Source organism: Nitratireductor sp. WH36-1, assembly GCF_058725515.1.
Window position 1 is genome coordinate 2,961,344 of the sequence record NZ_CM178970.1, and the last position, 18,563, is coordinate 2,979,906.

18 protein-coding genes are annotated in these 18,563 nt (G+C 61.7%); 9 read left to right on the plus strand and 9 right to left on the minus strand.

What is annotated here, in order from left to right:
• The first annotated feature begins 31 nt into the window (after window positions 1–31).
• Window positions 32–1,639, plus strand: a complete 1,608-nt coding sequence (locus AC4PTT_RS14360; RefSeq protein ID WP_283799337.1) for a carboxyl transferase domain-containing protein — start codon at window positions 32–34, stop codon at window positions 1,637–1,639.
• 16 nt (window positions 1,640–1,655) lie between these two features.
• Here AC4PTT_RS14360 and AC4PTT_RS14365 read toward each other — a convergent pair whose 3' ends face one another.
• From AC4PTT_RS14365 to AC4PTT_RS14375, 3 genes are all read right to left on the minus strand, one after another.
• Window positions 1,656–2,267 (minus strand): DUF922 domain-containing Zn-dependent protease, encoded by a 612-nt coding sequence (locus AC4PTT_RS14365; protein WP_206546035.1) that lies wholly within the window; start codon window positions 2,265–2,267, stop codon window positions 1,656–1,658.
• A gap of 307 nt (window positions 2,268–2,574) precedes the next feature.
• Window positions 2,575–6,471 (minus strand): TonB-dependent receptor, encoded by a 3,897-nt coding sequence (locus AC4PTT_RS14370; protein ID WP_492161498.1) that lies wholly within the window; start codon window positions 6,469–6,471, stop codon window positions 2,575–2,577.
• A 180-nt stretch (window positions 6,472–6,651) separates the two neighbouring features.
• Window positions 6,652–6,813, minus strand: a complete 162-nt coding sequence (locus tag AC4PTT_RS14375; protein WP_206545944.1) for a hypothetical protein — start codon at window positions 6,811–6,813, stop codon at window positions 6,652–6,654.
• Window positions 6,814–7,226: 413 nt separating this feature from the next.
• Here AC4PTT_RS14375 and AC4PTT_RS14380 point away from each other — a divergent pair, with 413 nt between their 5' ends.
• Window positions 7,227–9,182, plus strand: coding sequence for an acetyl/propionyl/methylcrotonyl-CoA carboxylase subunit alpha (locus tag AC4PTT_RS14380; RefSeq protein ID WP_492161499.1), 1,956 nt, complete (start codon window positions 7,227–7,229; stop codon window positions 9,180–9,182).
• 108 nt (window positions 9,183–9,290) lie between these two features.
• Here AC4PTT_RS14380 and AC4PTT_RS14385 read toward each other — a convergent pair whose 3' ends face one another.
• The 4 genes from AC4PTT_RS14385 to AC4PTT_RS14400 form a co-directional block, all read right to left on the minus strand.
• On the minus strand, window positions 9,291–9,557 hold the full coding sequence (locus tag AC4PTT_RS14385; RefSeq protein ID WP_113154643.1) for an SEL1-like repeat protein: 267 nt from the start codon (window positions 9,555–9,557) through the stop codon (window positions 9,291–9,293).
• A gap of 382 nt (window positions 9,558–9,939) precedes the next feature.
• The gene (locus AC4PTT_RS14390; protein WP_492161500.1) at window positions 9,940–10,776 is read right to left on the minus strand and encodes an ABC transporter ATP-binding protein; all 837 of its coding nucleotides are present in this window, start codon (window positions 10,774–10,776) and stop codon (window positions 9,940–9,942) included.
• Complete coding sequence (locus tag AC4PTT_RS14395) at window positions 10,769–11,824, minus strand: FecCD family ABC transporter permease (protein WP_492161501.1); 1,056 nt, start codon at window positions 11,822–11,824, stop codon at window positions 10,769–10,771. The genes AC4PTT_RS14390 and AC4PTT_RS14395 overlap by 8 nt, the downstream gene beginning before the upstream one ends.
• Entirely contained in the window at window positions 11,821–12,813 is a 993-nt protein-coding gene (locus AC4PTT_RS14400) for a FecCD family ABC transporter permease (RefSeq protein ID WP_113154640.1), read from the minus strand. Before AC4PTT_RS14400 ends, AC4PTT_RS14395 begins: the two co-directional genes overlap by 4 nt.
• Window positions 12,814–12,943: 130 nt before the next feature.
• Between AC4PTT_RS14400 and AC4PTT_RS14405 the strand changes: the two genes are divergently transcribed.
• From AC4PTT_RS14405 to AC4PTT_RS14415, 3 genes are all read left to right on the plus strand, one after another.
• Entirely contained in the window at window positions 12,944–13,843 is a 900-nt protein-coding gene (locus tag AC4PTT_RS14405; protein ID WP_492161502.1) for an ABC transporter substrate-binding protein, read from the plus strand.
• Between the two features lie 84 nt (window positions 13,844–13,927).
• Window positions 13,928–14,842, plus strand: a complete 915-nt coding sequence (locus AC4PTT_RS14410) for an ABC transporter substrate-binding protein (RefSeq protein WP_297557924.1) — start codon at window positions 13,928–13,930, stop codon at window positions 14,840–14,842.
• Between the two features lie 116 nt (window positions 14,843–14,958).
• A complete protein-coding gene (locus AC4PTT_RS14415) occupies window positions 14,959–15,303 on the plus strand; it encodes a DUF2147 domain-containing protein (protein WP_206546034.1) in 345 nt (114 codons plus the stop codon).
• Window positions 15,304–15,469: 166 nt separating this feature from the next.
• Here the strand turns inward: AC4PTT_RS14415 and AC4PTT_RS14420 are convergent, their stop codons facing one another.
• A complete protein-coding gene (locus AC4PTT_RS14420; RefSeq protein WP_113154637.1) occupies window positions 15,470–16,378 on the minus strand; it encodes a LysR family transcriptional regulator in 909 nt (302 codons plus the stop codon).
• Window positions 16,379–16,489: 111 nt separating this feature from the next.
• Here AC4PTT_RS14420 and AC4PTT_RS14425 point away from each other — a divergent pair, with 111 nt between their 5' ends.
• Together AC4PTT_RS14425 and AC4PTT_RS14430 are read left to right on the plus strand one after the other, a co-directional pair.
• Window positions 16,490–16,828, plus strand: a complete 339-nt coding sequence (locus AC4PTT_RS14425) for a DMT family transporter (RefSeq protein ID WP_113154636.1) — start codon at window positions 16,490–16,492, stop codon at window positions 16,826–16,828.
• Entirely contained in the window at window positions 16,825–17,142 is a 318-nt protein-coding gene (locus AC4PTT_RS14430; RefSeq protein ID WP_113154635.1) for an SMR family transporter, read from the plus strand. The genes AC4PTT_RS14425 and AC4PTT_RS14430 overlap by 4 nt, the downstream gene beginning before the upstream one ends.
• A 73-nt stretch (window positions 17,143–17,215) precedes the next feature.
• On the opposite strand, the gene AC4PTT_RS14435 is transcribed toward AC4PTT_RS14430, so the two are convergent.
• Complete coding sequence (locus AC4PTT_RS14435; protein ID WP_206545937.1) at window positions 17,216–17,920, minus strand: glutathione S-transferase family protein; 705 nt, start codon at window positions 17,918–17,920, stop codon at window positions 17,216–17,218.
• Window positions 17,921–18,146: 226 nt separating this feature from the next.
• Between AC4PTT_RS14435 and AC4PTT_RS14440 the strand changes: the two genes are divergently transcribed.
• Together AC4PTT_RS14440 and AC4PTT_RS14445 are read left to right on the plus strand one after the other, a co-directional pair.
• Window positions 18,147–18,317 carry a hypothetical protein gene (locus AC4PTT_RS14440; protein WP_206545936.1) on the plus strand — a complete coding sequence of 57 codons (171 nt, stop codon included), beginning with the start codon at window positions 18,147–18,149 and terminating at the stop codon, window positions 18,315–18,317.
• Window positions 18,318–18,343: 26 nt separating this feature from the next.
• Window positions 18,344–18,520: a hypothetical protein gene (locus AC4PTT_RS14445; protein WP_162742260.1), complete on the plus strand. Its 177-nt coding sequence runs from the start codon at window positions 18,344–18,346 to the stop codon at window positions 18,518–18,520.
• The last annotated feature ends 43 nt before the right edge of the window (window positions 18,521–18,563 follow it).

The window sequence follows — 18,563 nt, forward strand, 5'->3', positions numbered from 1 at the left end:
CCTTGCGCCCGACAATGCCGCCGGAGATCGCATGACCGTCCTTCAATCGCAGCTTTCCACCGCCTCCGACGCATACAGGGCCAATTTCGAACGCATGCAGGCGCTGGTGGCCGAAACGGCAGAGAAAGCCGCGCTCGTGGAGCGTGGCGGGTCTGACGAGGCGCGCGAACGCCATGTGAAGCGCGGCAAGCTTCTGCCGCGCGAACGGCTCGCCCAATTGCTCGATGTCGGCGCGCCCTTTCTCGAAATCGGCCAGTTCGCGGCCCACGACATGTATGGCGGCGACATCGCTTCGGCTGGCCTGATCGCCGGCGTCGGGCGCATTGAGGGTCGCGAATGCGTCATCGTCGTCAATGACGCCACCGTGAAGGGCGGCACCTATTATCCGCTGACGGTGAAGAAGCATCTGCGCGCGCAGGAGATCGCGCTCGAAAACAATCTGCCCTGCGTCTATCTGGTGGATTCGGGCGGGGCCAATTTGCCGAACCAGGACGAAGTGTTTCCCGACCGCGAGCATTTCGGCCGCATCTTCTTCAACCAGGCCAACATGTCGGCAAAGGGCATTCCCCAGATTGCCTGCGTGATGGGCTCCTGCACCGCCGGCGGCGCCTATGTTCCCGCGATGAGCGACGAGACCATCATGGTCAAGGGACAGGCAACGATCTTCCTCGGCGGCCCGCCGCTGGTGAAGGCGGCCACCGGCGAAGTGGTGACCGCCGAAGAACTGGGCGGCGCGGAGGTGCACACGCGCGAATCCGGCGTTGCCGATCACTATGCGCTGGACGATGAACACGCACTGGCCATCGTGCGGCGCATCGTCAAAAACCTGAATCGAAAGAAGACGGTATCGCTCGATCTTCGCAAATCGATTCCGCCGCTTTACGACCCGCGCGAGATTTACGGCATCATTCCCGCCGACACCCGCCAGCCCTATGATGTGCGCGAGGTGATCGCGCGGGTGGTGGACGGGTCGGAGTTCGATGAGTTCAAGGCCAATTACGGAACCACGCTCGTCACCGGGTTTGCGCATATTTACGGAATTCCGGTAGGCATTCTGGCAAATAACGGGGTGCTTTTCTCCGAAAGTGCGCTGAAAGGCGCGCATTTCATCGAGCTGTGCTGCCAGCGAAAGATCCCGCTCGTCTTCCTCCAGAACATCACCGGCTTCATGGTCGGCCGCAAATATGAGGCCGGCGGCATCGCCCGTGATGGCGCGAAACTGGTGACCGCCGTGGCCACCGCGCAGGTCCCCAAGGTGACGGCCATTATCGGCGGTTCCTTTGGGGCCGGCAATTACGGCATGTGCGGCCGCGCCTACTCGCCCCGCTTCCTGTGGATGTGGCCCAATGCCCGCATTTCCGTGATGGGTGGCGAACAGGCGGCGACGGTTCTCTCAATCGTCAAGCGCGAAGGCATCGAGCGCAAGGGCGGAAGCTGGAGCGCGGAAGAAGAGGTAGCGTTTCGCCAGCCGATCCTTGAAAAATACGAGCGTGAGGGCCACCCGCTCTATTCGAGCGCACGGCTTTGGGATGACGGCATCGTGGATCCGGCCAAAACCCGCGAGGTTCTGGCGCTTTCGCTCGGATCGGCGCTGAACGCTCCGATTGGCGACACGAAATTCGGCGTTTTCAGAATGTAGGAAGGCAGTGCGGCGATCAGTTGCTGCGCTGCCTGTCACCATTGATGAACTCCATCACCAGACGGTGGACATTGCCGCCATCGCCCATTTCGACGCGGTCGAAATCGCGGCTGCGCTGACGCTGCGCCTGCGACAAACGGCCCAGATGCTCTTGCAGTTTTGCGCGCACCTTGCGGCAGCCGGGATCATTCTCCGCGCGCAGACCGACAGACACGGCCTGGATCTCCTTCACCATGTCGGTGATGATCTCGCCATGCATTTCTTCATGCGTGCGCACGCCCGCACTGAAGCGATCCCAGGCGGCCTGCGTCTGCGGTGAAAGGGAAGAAGGCGCCTGCGGCAGGCGATAGGTGATGATGAGCTTGGGCTTTGCGGAAGCCAGCACGCAGGCTCCGTCCTTACGCTGCTGATAATCGCGCTGCCAGGTCAGCCTGAAATCCGTATAGGCAATCACGCGTCGCACGCCCAGCTTGGGACCACGCTCGCCGATAGAACGGTAGAGATCCAGCGCGGTGGAACCGGTGATTTTGTAGGGTTCCACCTGTTCGACGGGCTTCCACCCGGCCAACGCAACGGACGGCAGCACCACCGCCACCGCCAGGACAACACCCCGAACAAGCTTGCTCAAACCGGACACCCCCGACACGCATTTCTGACCGCACACCACGTTGCGGCTGGAATAGAGCGCTTCCGCTTTTCGTCGAATCACGGAAGCGCTCTAATTCATTGTTTCTGCGCAATTCCGGACGGAAAACCGGATCCCAATTTTCCTGGAATTGCTCTAGCAGACCGCCAGAGCGCCGGCCATGGCGTTCTGGCGGAAATGCAAGACGGGTCTGTTTCACGGGCAAGTTTGTCGAAATGACGACCCGCGCCATACGCTTGCGAAAACAGGTGGTGGGCGCCGCCCCCTCAAGCGGCGCCCGCCTCGGGCCTCAGAACTTGCCAACCATGTTCAGGAAGGCGCCGCGATCATCAAGCGTGAGATCGCGCAGATCGTCCGAGAAGCGCCCGAAATTGTAGCCCGCTCCGACCTTGAAATTGTTGCCGACGTGGCGGTAGAGGGCTGCGAGTGCGCCGTAATCCATCGACTCGATCTCCGGCAGGTAGAAGGCCCTGCCCTCCACCATGGCGTCCCAGTTCTTGACCACGTGCAGGTCGGCCCTGACGATGCCAAGATGGGCGGAAGACTGTTCCCAGCTTCCCATCGCATTGCTGCCATCGGTGCGCCTCTGGCGAATTTCGCCCATACGCATACCGTATTTACCACCCACCGAAAGCCATGGAAGAAGATCATAGGTGACGTCGGCAGAGACGATATGGCTTCTCTGAAGCGGGCCATTTGTCGAGCGTGACGCGGTGCTGATCTGCTCATTGCCCGGCAGATTGTAGAGATAGGTGTAACGCACCAGAGCATTGAGCGCGTCATGATCGACCGGTCGGTAGGCGTAGCCCAGCGAGCCTTCGACATAATCGCCATTGTAATAGGTTCCACCCGGCGTCTGCGAGATGACGGCATCCACATTGCCAAGGACCCGTCCATAACCGTCATGGTCCATGGAAGCACCCGCGCTGACCAGATAGGTGTTGCGGTTGCGGCTTTCATCGTCTGAACGCTCGAAGCGCGCTTCACCACGCGCACGGGCATTGACGCCCAGTTCTTCATCCTTGAAGCCGACGCTGACGGAACCGGCATAGCGCTCGAAATCGGAATACTGTTTGCCGGTGTTCGGATTGATGCGATCATCTTCGATATTGCCTGCTTCAACACCGGCATCGACGGTCCAGGCTGCATCGGGCGTATAGATCACGCCATAGCGCTGAGCCAGAGCATTACGCCGGCCGAACAGATCGTAATCCGCTTCGGAATAGGCCGAGACAACATCGGTCATGCGCTTCTTCACGCCGGCAACCACTGCGCCATAGTCCCTGCCCTGCAGATCGTAGCCGTAGTTGCCATTCGAGGCGCGATCCGGATCGAGGCGATAACCGAGGTAATAATGATCCTCGGGCGTCGGATCGTAGGTAACGGCAGCGAGACCGCCGATACCGGACTCACCCCAGGACACCTCGCCCTCTGCACCCACTTTCTCGGTCAGACGAACTTCCGCGCCAACACCATAGCGGTCATTCTTGCTCATATTGCCGCCGCGATCGAAGGTCGCCTGGGCAAAGCCGTAATAGAGATAATCGTCGTTCTGGCGATAATCGACGCGCATACCGGCATCCAGCCGCCGACCGCTATATCCGGATTTGCCTGCGGCGACCGCTGCCGGCGAATGAAGTTCTGAGTATGCGACACCAAACGCAGCCTTCCAGTATGCGTCGAATGTGTAGCTGACTTCGAACTCGGCTTCCTTGCTCTCGCGCCCCTCGACGTTCCTGTAATCGTCGTAGGAGAGTTTTAACTCCATGTTCGCGGTCAGCGGAATTTCGGCATGCGCGCCCCAGATCCGCTCTTCCACATCCACCTGATCGGTGACGCTGGTGAAGCCGGCCTCCTTCTTCTCATAGTAGCCGCCGATCTTGCCGGGCGTGCCAAACACGCGGAAATCCTTTAAGTCCGCCTGTCCGCGAATGCTCCATGCCTTGGCTGCCTGTCCCGTCTGACCGGCGGTTTCGCGATCCGCAAGAGTGAGACCGCCATCGGTAGAGCGGGTAAGACCGAAGCCCGGCCCTTTCGAATAGGCGATTTCCGCATCGATATAGGTATTCTCGGAACGCTGCACGCGAATGTCGCCGCCATAAGCGGTCTGGTCCGACAGGCCCGTCTCGTCCCGCAGGCCGGTCGCACCGAGGCGCACATGGTTCTTGAGCCATGTCTCGGCGCGGCCGCCATAGACATAGTTTTCCATCTCGCTCGCCCTGGAGCGATATTCATACTGGGCCACCATATAGGCCGAATGGCCGCCAAGCGCCCCATCGCGGACCGCGCCGCCGTCGACCGTGCCGGAGTTGAGCGGCGCATCAAGGATCACCACGCCCTGCAGATAATCGATCGTGTAGTCCTCGCCATAGACCAGCGCACGACGCTCGACAACGCGCCCCGTGGTCTTGTCGCGATACTCGATGTGCAGCGTTTCGGAACCATCGACGATCCGCTGCCGCTTCAGGAAATAGGCGGAGCCACCGGTGCCGAGAAATTCGTCGCGCTGTGGCAGTGTCTCGGGCTTTGCGGCGAAGGCGGTGGCCTTGAATTTGGGCTCGCCCCTTGCATTGTTGCCCGGCGAACGCAGCACCATTTCCGCGCCGTAAAGACCTCGGTCGACCTGGAGAAAGCGCGTTCCGGATATCTTGGTCTTGTAATTGCCCCACATGACGTGGCTCTCGCCGCGCTCAAGACGGACATAGAATTTTCCGTTGGTCGGCGCGTCTTCCACCGAGGTGGAGTCATCGCCATAGACCGGATAGTACTTGTCCGGGTCGATGCGCCGGAGAAGCTCTCTCGGGTCGCGGGCATCGAGATCCTTGAAAAGGTTCTTGATCTCGTTTTCGCCGGTGTCTGCCGCCGCGGTGAGCAGGAACTTGCCCTTGATCTTTCCGCGCAGGTAGAAGGCCAGCCTGCCGGAGTTCCACACCTTGTCGTATTCGCCCGTACGCACCTCTTCAATGCGCGGATCGCCGCTGCGTTTGCCGACGGTGAAATCGGCCAGAGCGACGTAGAACCAGTCATTTGTGGGAATGTTGACGTCGCGGCTGAAATAGAGACCACCTGCCTTGGAGCCGCCATCGACGGCCACGTCGACCATGTGCTGCCCCGGCGGGAGAATACGCTGGGTCACGAAAGTGCCCTTGGGATCGAGCGGGACCAGCTCATCGAAAACCACAATCCCGTATCCTTCGGGAACGCGCGATCCGTGGACCGTGACGGCCCCGCCATAGACGGGAATGTTGCGGAATGCGGTTCGATCTTCTGAATTGCCCGGCGCGACGCCATTGCCGGAGTCGGACATGAACTCGCCGCGCGTGCTTGCGAAGGTCATCGGAACCGTTTCATCGAAGCGGCCTTTGGCGTCGTAGACGCGCAGCACATAGCGGAATTCACGCCCGCTCTGGGCCGGCATCACCCAGCCAGCCTCCCCGTTCACATTGATGGGCACCACCGCAACCGGCTTGTTCTGCCAGGCGACATTGTTCTCATAGATGCGCACTTCGGACCGGGTGATGAAGGTGGGATAGTTGGACGTCGCGTAGAAACGCACCGGCTCGCCAGCACGGAATATGCGCTGGACCGGCACTGTCGAGACGTTGAGCAGCGGCTCGACATCGAGCCCGTCGAACTTGATCTGGATATCGACGGAGCTCAGATCCAGATCGGTCTTGCGCTGTTTGTCGACCGGGCGTGCGCCCGGCGATACGCCGAACATGCCCTCGTCAACGATCTGGCCGCTCTCATCAACAACCTGGCCATCCACGGAGATGACAAAGGGGATGGAGGGCTGATCGCCGGGCTGGGCCAGTTCGGTGTTCTCGCCGATCCGGAGCGTGCCCGACCCGCTATTGTCGAGCATCTTGCCACGGACGGTAGCCGGACATGGAAGCCCGCCACAGGCATCGTTCATTTCCATAAGAGGCGGCAACCCGTCATCGCCCTTGTAAACCACGCCGCCATCACCGGGGGCACCGACGGGCGGTCCTCCGACAGTCCCCGCCATGGGCTCACCACCGACAATGCGCCCACTCCCGCCAAGCGGCGAGCGGGCCAAAATGGGCGGCTCCGGGATCGGCTCGATGCCCTGCATGTCTGCAGCCAGAAGCGGCTCTGCCTGAAGGGCGGCAGAAATTGATATGATACTGCTCGCGAGCAGAAAGCGGGGTCGTGAACGTTCCATCATGAAATTTCCATTTGTTGTCTGCTGACGAATTCAACGGATCGCGCCGTTTTCACGCCTCCGAGCAAATCGGGGTTTCTCCCCGGCGGGTGCTGGCGCGGCTGACCAACCGGCTCTCGCGACACCGCCTTGCTTCTCATTTTTGTTCGGGCACTGATGGTGGGCATTCGACGCCCCGCCTCAGTCATTCTTGATTTCCGTCTTGATGACTGCGCAGGGCAGACCAGGCGACGGCGATGCGCTGCCTTTGGGCGCGACGCTCAAACCACTGATGTTCAGCGCAAAAATATCGTTGCCGTCAGCGTTACCGCACGAGGGATGACCACATTCGAGTTCTTGCATGACCATTCGGGAACCAGCCTATGTGTATCGCGCCCGCAACCAGTGCTCCTGGCTGGGACTTTGTTGACGATGCGAAGTACTTGGAACGAACCGACGCGTACTCGGGGCCTAGACACAGGAAAAAAATAGACGGAACGGATACCGCTTGAGCAGTGCTGGAAGGGTATGGTTACGGTATCGAAATCGAAGAGGTTACGGATTAAGGCACTGAAATCACTTTGTCTTTCCGGACACAAACGGAGAGAAGACCTGTTGATGCGGTCTCTCGGACAAGCGCAGCAGGACAGTTCAGCGTGGCTCCCGGAACGGTGTTTGCTTATGCATCCAAAAAACAGCGCCAGTGACCGATTCTTCGCTGCAAGCCCGTGCGACAGGCGTTATGCTCTGGCAGCTTTGTAGGAGGATCGGTTCGCATGTTTCAGAAAATCCTGATTGCAAACCGCGGCGAGATCGCCGTGCGGGTGATCAAGACCGCGCGGCAAATGGGCATTGCCACGGTCGCGGTCTATTCGGACGCGGACCGGGATGCCCGGCATGTGCGCATGGCGGATCAGGCCGTCCATATCGGCCCGGCTGCAGCTTCTGAAAGCTACCTCAACGGGGACCGGATCATTGCGGCGGCGCAGGAAACCGGTGCAGAGGCGATCCATCCCGGCTACGGATTTCTCTCCGAAAACCCGGATTTCGTGGAAAAGGTGGAAGCAGCGGGCCTTGTCTTCATCGGGCCTTCGTCGCAGGCCATTCGCGCCATGGGGCTCAAGGACGCCGCCAAGCGCCTGATGGAAAAGGCGGGCGTGCCGGTGGTGCCCGGCTATCACGGAGACACGCAGGCGCTGGTGGCGCTCGCCTCCAAGGCAAACGAGATCGGCTATCCGGTGCTGATCAAGGCGCGGGCCGGCGGTGGCGGCAAGGGCATGCGCCTGGTCGCGGACCCGGATGCGTTTCCCGATGCGCTCGCGGCTGCGCAACGCGAAGCAAAGGCCGCCTTTGGCGACGAGCGCGTTCTGGTGGAGAAATACATCGAGACGCCGCGCCATATCGAAGTGCAGGTCTTTGGCGACAAGCATGGCAATGCGGTGCATCTGTTCGAGCGTGACTGCTCTGCCCAGCGCCGTCACCAGAAGGTGATCGAGGAAGCGCCCGCGCCCGGCATGGATGCGCTGACGCGTGAAGCCATGACGGATGCTGCGGTGAAGGCGGCAAAGGCCATCTCCTATAGCGGAGCGGGCACGATCGAATTCATCGTGGATGCGTCCGAGGGGCTTCGGCCCGACCGGTTCTGGTTCATGGAAATGAACACGCGCCTGCAGGTGGAGCATCCCGTGACCGAGATGATCACCGGCATTGATCTGGTGGAGTGGCAGTTGCGGGTGGCCGCCGGCGAGCCCCTGCCCCGCACGCAGGACGAGATCGCCGCCCATGGCCATGCGGTGGAGGCGCGGCTTTATGCGGAAGACGCCACGCGGGACTTCCTGCCGGCTACCGGAACGCTGCATCATCTGAAGTTTCCCGAGCATGTCGATGGCGCGCGCCTGCGCGTGGATGCCGGTGTTGCCGAACGCGACGCCATCACCCCGTTCTACGATCCGATGATTGCCAAGCTGATCGTGCATGCCCCGACCCGCGAGGAAGCGCTGGAGGGGCTGGCGAATGCGCTGGAACGCACGGAGGTTGCCGGATCAACGGTCAATCTCGGCTTTCTGACCCGATTGTTGCGCGACGACGATTTTGCGGCCGGCCGGCTGGAAACGGGGCTGATCGCGCGCAAGCAGGAAGCGCTGACCACGGTCGCGCCACTGCGGGACCGCCATCTCGCCGTTGCCGTTGCCGCCACAAGCGGGACGGCCACGGGCGCCGATGCCTCAGACCCGTTTTCGGCAATCTCGGGTTATGGGCATTTTGGGCCGCTCGTTCACAGGCGGACACTGGTGGATGGCGAGGATGCGGTGGAGGCGCGGGTGACGGCGCAGGGGGATGGCGCGTTGAGCATTCGTCTCGGCGACGACGAGGCGGCGCGACCGATCATCGTGCGTCGGGATGATCCGACGCGCATCGCGCGCTGGCCGGGGCATGTCACGGTTTTTGAGGGCGCGGATGCGCTGACGTTAAAGGTGCCGGATCGCCTTCAGGCTGCCGACGAGAGTGCCGGCGGTGACAGGCTGAGCGCGCCCATGCCCGGCCTTGTGAAGGTCGTCCGGGCAGCGGTGAACGACACGGTGAAGAAAGGTCAGCCGCTTCTGGTGCTTGAAGCCATGAAGATGGAGCACACCATCACCGCGCCTCATGACGGCGTGGTCGCAGAGATTGCGACCGAGGGGGCGCAGGTGAATGACGGCGCGATGCTTGTCCGCTTCCAGGACGCCGATTAGGGTTAGCTCCTGAACAGGAGAATAAGGCGCCCGGGAACCGGTGGATCTGCGTCCGGCCCCGGGCGTTCCGCCCTCGCTATCAGTTCCCGGGCGTTCCGCCCCCCGTTATCAGTGCATCGTCATCCATTCGCGCGCATCGCGCAGCGCCTTGGCGAGTTCCGGCTTGCTCATGCTTGCGGCCAGTTCCGAGCGCAGCGCAGCGGCGCGTCCAGAACCCTTGATGGCCGCAATGTTGAACCATTTGTGCGCGGCCACCAGATCGACAGCACAATCGCGGCCGGTCGCATACATCATTCCCAGTTGAAACAGCACGTCCGCCTGGGTGGACGAACCAGCCGTACCGAAGCCTGCTTCCTGAACGTCATAACGTGCCATAATCCAAGATCCCTGTTTTTCTCCCGAGAGCCTTTTGTTTTTGCCCGTCTGGGCTAGCCCTTCGATGCTTCCGAGAATGCAGGGAGCGGCTGAAATCGCCGTTAAATCTTGTGCTTAATTTGAAGAAAACAAAGTTCAAATTTTCAGTAAACGCCTGATTTTGTTAAGCATCGCAAACCCGCACGGTGTCGGGGTTTGGGCTCTGTGTGACCGGCTCATTCGTTAACGCCCAGGCTAAGACTTCGCTAACCATGCGGAACGCAAGAACAGACGGTTTTGTGAAAATTGCGGCGCGTCGGAGCGAAAAGTGGGGACCGGTTTTCGGCCACTCCGATGCCCCAAGGACAGTGTAGAGCATCGGACCGTACGGACGCTCGGCGCTTTAGTCCTGCACGAGGCGGCCGCGACGGGCCGGACAGGCTGCGAGCGGGACGCAGAAGGGGCGGCCCGACGCTTCTTCACGGCGGACGATGCATTCGATGCCGAACACGTCCTCGATCAGCTCCTGATGGAAAACCGCTTCCACCGGCCCGCAGCCGGCGACCTGGCCCGCACGGAAGAACACGATGTCATCGGCAAAGCGCGCGGCCAGATTGAGATCGTGGAGCACGACCACCACGGTCTTGCCCTCCTGCGCGCCGAGGCGCTGCACAAGCGACAGCACTTCCAGCGCATGGGCGATGTCGAGATGATTGGTGGGCTCGTCGAGCAGGATGACGGGTGCTGCCTGCGCCAGAACCATGGCGATCCAGACGCGCTGAAGCTGGCCGCCCGAGAGCGTGCCGATGGCGCGATGGGCAAGCTCGGCGAGATTCGTTTGGGCGAGCGCGGCGGCGACGGCCTCGCGGTCGGCGCGGGCATCGGGCGCGAACGCCCGGCGGTGGGCGTAGCGGCCAAGAGAGACCAGTTGCTCGACCGACATTTCGTCGGGTGCGGTGGGGCTTTGCGTGAGCATGGCGATCTCACGCGCAAGCGCCTTGGCCGGGATCTGCGAGAGCGGGGTGTCGCGCAACAGCACGGAACCGGCCTGCGTGGGCAGCATGGCCCGCATGGCGCGCAGGGCCGTGGACTTGCCACAGCCATTCGGCCCGCACAAAGCGGTGAGACGCCCCGGACGGATTGAAAGATCGAGCGCATCGAAGACGAGCTTTCCCGGATAGCCGAGCGCTGCGGCGCGCAGTTCGATTTCGCACTGGTCTGCCGAATGGCCTTTAAGCATGAACGCGTCCTGCACGGATCAGAATGAAAAGGAAGTATGGCGCACCGATCACGGCGGTGACCGCGCCGGCGGGCACTTCAAGCGGCGCGAAGAACACCCGCACCGCGAGATCGGCCGCGATGACGATGGCCGCGCCGATGAGCGCCGCGCCAAGCGCCTGCACGCCCGCCCTGCCCCCGAGCATGAGCCGCGCGGCATGAGGCGCGACGAGACCGACGAAACCGATGGCTCCGGCAAAGGAGACGGCGGCGGCTGTGAGGGTGGCGGCGAGCGCAAAGAGCATCAACTGGGTGGCGCGGACGGGAAGGCCCGTGGCCTGCGCGCTCAGTTCATCAAGCTGGAGCTGGTCCATGCGACGGGTGAGCAGAAAGACAAGCGGGACCAGAACGCCAAGCACGATGGCCAGCACCTGAACATCGGCCCAGCGCGCCTGATAGACGGAACCGGCAAGCCACATGGCGGCCTGGCTCGCGCGATGCACCGGGCCATCAACAATGAAGAGCGTGACGCCGGCCTTGGCCAGAGCACCCAGCGCGACGCCGTAGAGAATGACCCGCAGGGGCGGCGCTCCGGTGCGCGCGGCAAGCAGGATGACAAGTCCTGCGAAGCCGAGCGCGCCCAGCACCGCCGCCAGCGGCTGCCACTGAATGCTGACAGTGAGCGCATTCGCGTCATTGCTGAAGAGGAAGAGAAACACCACCACGCCAAGGGCAGCGCCATCGACAATGCCGAGAACCGACGGTGAGGCGAGCGGATTGCGCGTGGCGCGCTGAAGCGCGAAGCCAGCCAGCGCCAGCGCCAGGCCGCTCAACCCGGCCATGGCGAGGCGCGGCATGCGCAGCGACCAGATGATGATGGTGTCGCTGCGCTCTCCCGTGCCAAGGATGGCGGACAGGACACGCTGCAACGACATGCCCGAACTGCCAAGCGCAACGCTTGCAAGTGCAAGCGCGCATAAGACGGTGGCGCAGGCGACAAGGATGGCCACGCGCGCCGGGATGCGCGAGCGGACAGAATGCGGACGCTGCGCGAAAGAGGCTGCCGTCATGCTGCGGCTCCGAGCCGTTTGCGCTGAAGGAGATAAAGCAGCATCGGCACGCCGACCACGGCCAGAAGAACGCCAACCGGCGCTTCTGACGGATAGATGATGAAACGGGCCGCAATGTCGGCGGCGAGCGCCAGCGCCGACCCGGCAAGAAGCGAGAGCGGCACGAGCTGCCGGTGCCCCGGAAAGCCGCTGAGCCGCGCCAGATGTGGCGCGGCAAGACCGATGAAGGCGACCGGCCCGGCAACCGAAACACTGACACCGGCAAGGATGGCCGCAAGAACAAGCACCGTCATGCGCACTTTCAGAACCGGCACGCCCAGCGCCTCGGCAGTCGTATCGTCGGTCATGAGCGCGTCGAGCGTCGGGGCGAGGAAACGGCATGCCACCGCCACCAGAACGACCACCGGAGCCGCCAGATAGAGAAGCTCCGCGTCCCGGTCAGCGAAACCGCCGGAAAGCCAGAAGATCAGCTCTTCCATGGTGCGTTCATCGGCAACGATGACGATCTGGATGCCGGATGACAGAAGGGCGGCGATGGTGACACCCGCCAGAAGCAGATAGGAAGGCGAGGAAATGCCCCCCGCCGAGAAGGCAAGCGAGAAGACGAGAAGCGCGCATAAAAGCGCGCCAAGGCAGGCCGCGAGCGCAATGAGGGAGAGTGATCCCGTGCCGGTGAAGACGACCAAGAGCACGACGGCAAAGCCAGCCCCTGCATTGATGCCCAGAAGACCGGGTTCGGCCAGCGGATTGCGGGTCGCCGTCTGAAGCAGAAGACCGGCAAGACCGAGCGCCCCTCCCACAATGAGCGCCACAGCCGTGCGCGGGACACGCAGCGTGTTGACGATCAGCGCGGCCTGATCGTCCCCGCCCTGGCTCAGGGCGCGCCAGACCTCTGCGCTGGGTGTGAAGCGAATACCCACATGCAGGCTGATGATCGCCAGAAGGGCAATCACCGCAATCAATATGGCGTGTGGAAGATAGCGCGGCATCCGTCTCTCTTTCGTGCCCGCTGCATCCCAGAAATTGACTAATAATGTCAACTTCAAACTTGACATTTTAACGCAAGATTTGTTGGTCGTGCCGGCAAGACAGCCACCGCGTCAAATCAGGAGACAGATCATGCGCGTCCTTCCCCTCTTACCGGCCATGCTGATGGCGTTGTTCACGACGGCGGCGGGCGCTGCCGGGATCGAGCACGCTATGGGAACGGCCACGGTGCCCGACGCTCCGCAGCGCGTGATCGTGCTGACCAATGAAGGCACGGAAGCCCTGCTGGCGCTGGGCGTGAAACCCGTGGGCGCGGCGAATTCCTGGAATGGCGATCCCTGGTATACCCATATCGCGGACCAGATGGAGGGCGTGGAGCCGGTTGGCAAGGAGAGCGCCGTCAATCTGGAACTGATCGCTGCACTTGAGCCAGACCTCATTCTGGGCACCAAGATCCGTCACGAGGGGATTTTCGAGCAGCTTTCCGCCATCGCCCCGACCGTTGTTTCGGAGCGCCTGCGCGGCGACTGGCGCGAGAATTTCGAACTCTGGGCGAAGGCGCTGAACCGGCAGGAAGCCGGCGAGAAGGTGCTTGAGGACTTCGACGCGAAGGTCTCGTCCCTGAGAAACGATCTGGGCGAAGCGGTGGACGAGAAAGTCTCCGTGATCCGCTTCATGCCCGGCCACATCCGCATCTACCAGAAGGACAGTTTTTCCGGCTTCATCCTCGACAGGGTCGGTTTTCAGCGCCCTGAAAATCAGGATGTCGACAACTTCATGCTGAAGGCCGGAAAGGAAAGCATTCCGGACATGGATGGCGACCGCATTTTCTACTTCACCTATGAACCCGGCGATGGCGACGCGACCAGACTTTCTGAAGAGGTGCTGGCCGATCCGCTGTGGCAAACGCTTTCAGCCGTGAAAGCGGGCAAGGTTCATCAGGTGGATGACACGATCTGGAACACGGCCGGAGGCGTTCTGGCCGCGAACCTGATGCTCGACGATCTTGCCCGCCTTTACGGGCTTCGTTGATCAAGACCGGGACGGCCTGCCAGTGACGGGCCGTCCCACCCTCCCCGTTTTGGGGATTTTTCTCATTTTCAGACGAGATTTTTCATGAAACGATTGCTTATTCCCCTTTTGACCCTTGCCCTGTCCGCCGTGAGCGGAGCCGCTCTGGCCGGCAATGTGCAGCATGCCATGGGCAGGACGACAACGCCCGACAACCCTCAGCGCATCGTGGTGCTGACCACCGAGGGAACCGAAGCGGTTCTCGCACTGGGCATCAAACCGGTGGGCGCCGCCAATGGACGCGCGGTCAATGCGCGTGGCTCCGTCTGGTATGCGCATGTGGCCGACCGGCTTGACGGCGTTGAGCCGCTTGGCGAGGAGCGTGCGGTCAATCTGGAGCAGATCGCAGCGCTGGAGCCGGACCTGATCCTCGGCAACCGCCAGCGTCATGAGGGCGTATACGACCAGCTCTCGGCGATTGCACCCACCGTGCTCTCCAACCGTCTCAGGGGCGACTGGCGCAAGAATTTCGAACTCTATGCCGAAGCGCTTGGCAGGAAGGACGAAGGGGCTGCGGTGCTTGCGGCCTTCGACAAGCGTGTGGCTGAACTGTCCGACGCGCTCGGCGCGCAGAAGGACGAGACGCTTTCCGTCATCCGCTTCATGCCCGGACAGATCCGCATCTACCAGAGAGACAGTTTTTCGGGCGATGTGCTTGCCCGCCTCGGCATTGCGCGGCCTGAACTCCAGCAGGAAGACAGCTTCGTGCTTAAGGTCGGCAAGGAGAGCATTCCCGACATGGATGGCGACCGGCTGGTGCATTTCACCTATGAATCCGGTGACGGAAAGGCCACCGCGCTTGCGCGTGACATTGCCAGCGATCCGCTCTGGCAGAGCCTGAAGGCGGTGCAGGCTGGCTCGGTTCATGCCGTTGACGACGTGATCTGGAACACGGCTGGCGGCATCCTTGCGGCAGAGCGCATGCTGGATGACGTGGCGAAGATCTACGGCGTCGACTGAGCGAAAAGCCCCCGCCCGTCTGCGCGGGGGCCTTCACGGGCCAGTTGCAGAAAGAGGTTGTATTACGTTTACGTTCGCGTAAGCTTGCAGCTGCAACGTCATTGGGAGGAAGAATGATGATTGGCAAACTCTTTCTGGGCGGTGCGGCCCTGCTGCTTGCCGGCGGTGTCGCCATGGCCGACCCGATCGAGGGGAACTGGAAAACGGAATCGGGCGCGACCGCGCAGATCGCCCCCTGCGGCGGTTCCTATTGCATCACGCTGAAAAGTGGAAAGTTCGCCGGCAAGAAGATCGGCACGTTCCAGGCAGCGGGCAGCAACAAGTACACCGGCAAGATCACCGACCCGGCCAAGGACAAGACCTATTCCGGCAAGGGCACCCTCACCGGCAACAATCTGAAGATGGGCGGCTGCGTTCTTGGCGGCCTGATCTGCCGCAACCAGACCTGGTCCCGCATCTAAAGCAATTCCAGGAAAGGTGGGAACCGGTTTTCCGTCCGGAATTGCGCAAAACAATGCCTTAGAGCGCTTTCGCGATTCAGCGAAAAGCGGAAGCGCTCCAGGGGCAGGCAAAACCCTCCAGCTCAATGCCTCCGCGCGCCTTACCCCTGCAAGGCGCGTGGAGGTTTTAATCTGCAATCAGCCCATCGCTGCGCATCTGTGTGAGAATGATGTCGTGCGCGCGCGACTGTAGCGGCTCCCTGGCCTGCCCCTTGGCGGCCAGCGGCTCGCGGCTGCAGACGAAATAGGGATACCACGCAGCGCCCAGACCATGATTGATCTGGCCGAGCTGCGCGTAGTCTTCTTCCGACAGCAGGGATTCGGGCACATAGCCCCAGCCCAGACCGTCGCAGATCGCATCCTTGCCGAGTTCAAAACTACTCAGCGCAATCCGCTCGCTGCCCATGGCGTCGAGGTGGAAGCGCTCATGCTGCGTGCTGTCGAGATAGGTGATCTGCGGCAGGATGGAGAGATCCGCATCGGCGACATAGCTCATCGCGGCGAGCGGGTGACCACGCGCGACCATCATGCGCATGCCAATCCGCGCGATGACACGGCTGTAAAGCCCGCTGGCGGGACCGGACCGGCCTGAAGCGATGAAATAGGCAATGTCCAGCTGCCCCTCGCGCACCAGCTCTGGCAGCACGTCGCTTTCCGCGTAGCGCATGCTCAGGCGCACATCCGGCCGCGCGCGCCTGATGGAGCGGATTACGTGGCGCCAAAAATTTTCAGAAAGCACGTCGTCGCGACCGATCCGCAACTCCTGGCCCGCAGTCTCCTCGCCGCGCGCACAACGCTCGATGATGCTGTTGGAAAGCGCGATGATACGGGCGCAGTCGTCCAGAATATGCTCGCCGACCGGCGACAGGGTGAGGCTGTTGCCGCGCCGCACGAAAAGCTCCGCACCCAGCTCATCCTCCAGCGCGGCAATGGCCATGCTGACCGTGGAACGGTTGCGGCCCAGCTGCACCGCTGCGCCCGAAATGGAGCCGGTTCGCGCCGCAGCCTCAAAATACTCCAGGTAGTCGAGCCGCATTGGAACGGCCTTTCGTCAAAATTCTTGTCACTCAGCGATTTCTCATACGTCGAAAAGGCGGATATCTCAATCAAGTGACATTAAATTTGATCTTACATCACGAGGACGAAATTGCACTGGTTCTATCTGATCGCTGCGGTCTCCGCAGAAGTTGTCGGGACCACACTGATGAAATTCCTGGTGTCCGCGGGCCAGCTTGCCCAGGGGACACTTGCCGCAATCTTCATGGTCGCCATGGCCTATCTCTTTCTGGGCAAAGCGACGCTGCGCATACCGGTGGCGCTGGCCAACGCCTTCTGGGAAGGGCTCGGCATGATCCTGATCGCGCTTGCATCGCTCTATCTGCTGGATGAGAGCATCTCGACCATGCAGGCGGTCGGCATCGGCGTGGCGCTGCTGGGCATTGTTATAATCAATTATGGCCACCACCAGCAGGAGCAGAAGCGATGACCATCTATATGGGATATGTGCTCGGCTCGGTGGCGCTCGACATCATGGCCAATCTGGCGCTGGAAAAATCGAACGGCTTTGCCCGCAGAGGCTGGGGCGTTGCGGCAGTTCTTCTGATCATGGCGGCGTTCGCGCTGCTCGCACTGGCCGTCACCGGCATGGATCTTTTCATCGCCTATGCGGTGTGGGGCGTGCTGTCGATCCTGGGCACGGCCATCGCCGTGTGGCTCGTTTTCGGCCAGCGCCTCAACCTGACAAGCTGGGTGGGCGTAGGCATTCTGATCCTGGCCATACTGCTGATCAGGCTTGGCTAACGTCTGAGATTGGGTTGACGATAAAGAAAAGCGGGCGACCGGGATCGCCCGCTTTTTGCATTCCGGACAGGGATCAGCTTGCGCGCTGACCAAAGAGAACCTTCTGGGCCTCCTTGTCCTCGGCCAGATTGCTGCGATGCGTCTGACCAACCTCGAGCGCGCGAATGACCGCCGGCCGGGCCATGACGGTTTCGAACCAGCGCTTCAGGTTCGGGAAATCGTTGAGGTCCTGCCCCTGCTGCTCATAGGGCTTGATCCAGCCAACGCAGGCCATGTCTGCAATCGTGTACTCATCGCCCGCCAGATAGGCGCGGTCGGCAAGACGACGATCCATCACGCCGTAAAGGCGGTTGACCTCATTGGTGTAGCGCTCGATGCCGTAGGGCACTTTCTCGGGCGCATATTTGCGGAAATGGTGCGCCTGACCGGCCATCGGGCCAAGACCGCCCATCTGCCAGAACAGCCACTGATCGACTTCCACGCGGGCGCGCTCGTCCGTGGGATAGAACTTGCCCGTTTTGCGGCCAAGATATTGCAGGATCGCACCCGACTCGAAAACGGAGATGGGCTCGCCGCCCGGGCCTTCGGGATCGATGATGGCGGGCATGCGGTTGTTCGGTGCGATCTTCAGGAAGGACGGCTCGAACTGCTCGCCCTTGCCGATGTTCACATAGTGCACGGCATAGGGAAGTCCGGTCTCTTCAAGAAAGATGGTGACTTTCCAGCCGTTTGGTGTCGGCCAGTAATGAAGTTCAATCGGCTTGATCTGGGTGGTCATGCTTGTCTGCCTCCAAGGGTTCAGAGCCACGCGGTCGGGGGAGGATCGTGGCAACATTGGGGCAGGTAAGCACCGCCCGCCCGTTTTGCAACACACGCGCCGATAAACGATCTGTCATCGAGTGTTAACCGCCGTGTTAACGGTGCTGAACGCCGGATGAATGCCCCCATCAGTATCGGTTCAGCCGTCCCCTGCCACATTGATGGCAACAAAGAGGAAGAGCCCGATGCTGATACGCCGATTTTCGATTGTCTGCCTGATTGCAGCCCTGTTCGGCATGGGCCTGGCGATCCTCGTTGCAGAGGCCGGCCGGTCTTCCGACCGCTGGCAGGGCGGCAGGCCTTTCGCCTGCATGACCGATGACAACGCGTTTTGCGGCCAGACGGTGCGGCGCTGAACGGCAGGAAAGAAGTGGGGTTGGTGATGTTGCAGACAATGACACATATGGCCAAGGGACTGATGTTCGCGATGCTGATCGGCTCGCCGCTTCTGGCGGTCCAGAATGTGCGCGCCGGTGATGAAAACATCATCGAAGGGCGTTATGACAGGTCGAGTGGCGCCGGTCTCGTTCTGATGGTCAGCCTGCAGCGCTCGCGCTAGGAGGGCTCTCCCTACCACCTGGAAGTGCGCGAGCAGACCATGG